The sequence below is a fragment of the Enterococcus sp. 12F9_DIV0723 genome (assembly GCF_002174375.1).
Lineage (GTDB): Bacteria > Bacillota > Bacilli > Lactobacillales > Enterococcaceae > Enterococcus_A > Enterococcus_A gilvus.
On sequence record NZ_NIBK01000003.1, the window covers coordinates 139,234 to 141,023 of the forward strand.

1 protein-coding gene and 2 pseudogenes are annotated in these 1,790 nt (G+C 30.5%); 1 reads left to right on the plus strand and 2 read right to left on the minus strand.

Features of this window, described 5'->3' with window-relative positions; genetic code table 11:
• Together A5868_RS19190 and A5868_RS19450 are read right to left on the minus strand one after the other, a co-directional pair.
• A pseudogene (locus tag A5868_RS19190) lies at positions 1–494 on the minus strand (hypothetical protein); the annotation flags it as partial.
• Between the two features lie 31 nt (positions 495–525).
• The gene (locus tag A5868_RS19450) at positions 526–651 is read right to left on the minus strand and encodes a hypothetical protein (protein ID WP_254908402.1); all 126 of its coding nucleotides are present in this window, start codon (positions 649–651) and stop codon (positions 526–528) included.
• Between the two features lie 300 nt (positions 652–951).
• On the opposite strand from A5868_RS19450, the pseudogene A5868_RS17960 reads away from it, so the two are divergent.
• Positions 952–1,790: pseudogene (locus A5868_RS17960) on the plus strand (AAA family ATPase); the annotation flags it as partial.

Consider the following 1,790-nt stretch of genomic DNA (forward strand, 5'->3'; position numbering starts at 1 on the left):
GTGTTTACCTCACCAAAAATCTCAAGAAATAGATTTGCCCCGAAAATAATATCTGAATCATAAGCCGCAGAATTGGAATATTCAGAATCTAGGATTAAAATATTTTTATTAGTTTGATTTAACAAAATAATACATTTAAGTTCTTTTGGTTCGATAAATTTTCTAGGGTAACGTTCGTAGGGAACATAAGAAATACCTGAGTGAGATTTGCCACCCCAATCAGTTACTTCCCAAGATTGTGCTCGATAAGCAATCTCTTTTGGTTGATCCTTTTGTGGAATAAATTCTCCTATTGCATTTCTTCTAGACATTATTCCATATACTGGACTTGGGAAAATAGTAGTTTTGTCAACAAATTCTAAAATTTCAAATTTTTCTTTGAGAATTTTCTTGATTTCATCAGAAATTTCGATACCTAAGAAAAATTTTTGATTTGGCTCTAAGTCACTCAATAGTTTTTTTGATTTACGTATTCTTGATTGTTTTATATACATTAGCGACCTCCTTTTCCTTTTCTTTTTGTTACTAATGCTTTTTATCTTGATGGTTTTTTAACGTTTTCCCAGCTTTTGATTTAGTTGATTTACTAGTGCCTTTGGAAGCTAATGCTTTGCCTGCTGCGCCAACTTTACCGCCTCTGTGTCTAGCCATTGTGATTCCTCCTTTTTTAAATAGTGTAAGAAAACAGAAAACAGAAAGAGCTAACTAGTTGCATTAGAGTACTTGAAATATCTTTACAATAATTTTTGTCATTGTTATACTGAAATTGATATGATAATTTCAGAAGATTATTTCTGATTTCTGTAAGAGCAGTAGATGCCAGTCTACTGCTCTTTTTTCTTCGATTTTAGTATACTTCAATAAAATAATTTTGTCAACCAGTCCCGAAATGGTGGACTTTTGTCCCAAAAAGTTTTATAATACTAAGAGAGTTATGGGAGGTATTATGCTATGAAAAAACAAAATGTATTGAACTTAATTAAATATCATGTTGAAAGAAATGAAATTGCATTTAGAAATGAATCAATTGAAATTGCTAAAAGTTTTGATAGTGTCGGAGATTATGAATTAGCTGAATATATTATGAGCATGATTACTGAATCCAATTTATATGCCCCGCAAGCTAGTGATTTTGAGAGCGATTTTCTAAAGACACTTGATGTAAGTACTATTGAACCATTGAATCTGCCCTCTGAAATAACTGAAGATATTAAGGGGATAATTAATGCGGTTCATCATAACATAGGTATTAATAAATTTTTGTTTGAAGGTTTTCCTGGAAGTGGAAAAACGGAAGCTGCAAAGCACGTTGCAAGGCTGCTTGATAGAGCTTTATATTATGTGAATTTTGATAATCTAATTGATAGTAAACTTGGACAAACAAATAAGAATATTACCACTGTGTTTAGTGAGATTAATAAAATCCCTTATCCAGAGAAAACGGTAATTCTATTTGACGAAATAGATGTTATCGCGTTAGATAGAATAAATAACAATGATGTTCGTGAGATGGGACGTGTGACCTCAACTATTTTAAGAGAATTAGATAGATTAACAGATTTAAATAAAGAAATTGTGATTATAGCAACAACAAATTTATATCAGAATTTTGATAAGGCGTTAACTAGACGTTTTGATGCAGTAATTAATTTCAATAGATACAGCAAACAAGATTTGATAGATATCGCCGAATTTATTTTTTCTTCTTTTGTAAAAAATTTCAAAAATGTTTCAAAAGATGTAAGATTGTTTAAAAAAATATTAAGCCTCTCAGAAGATTTACCCTATCC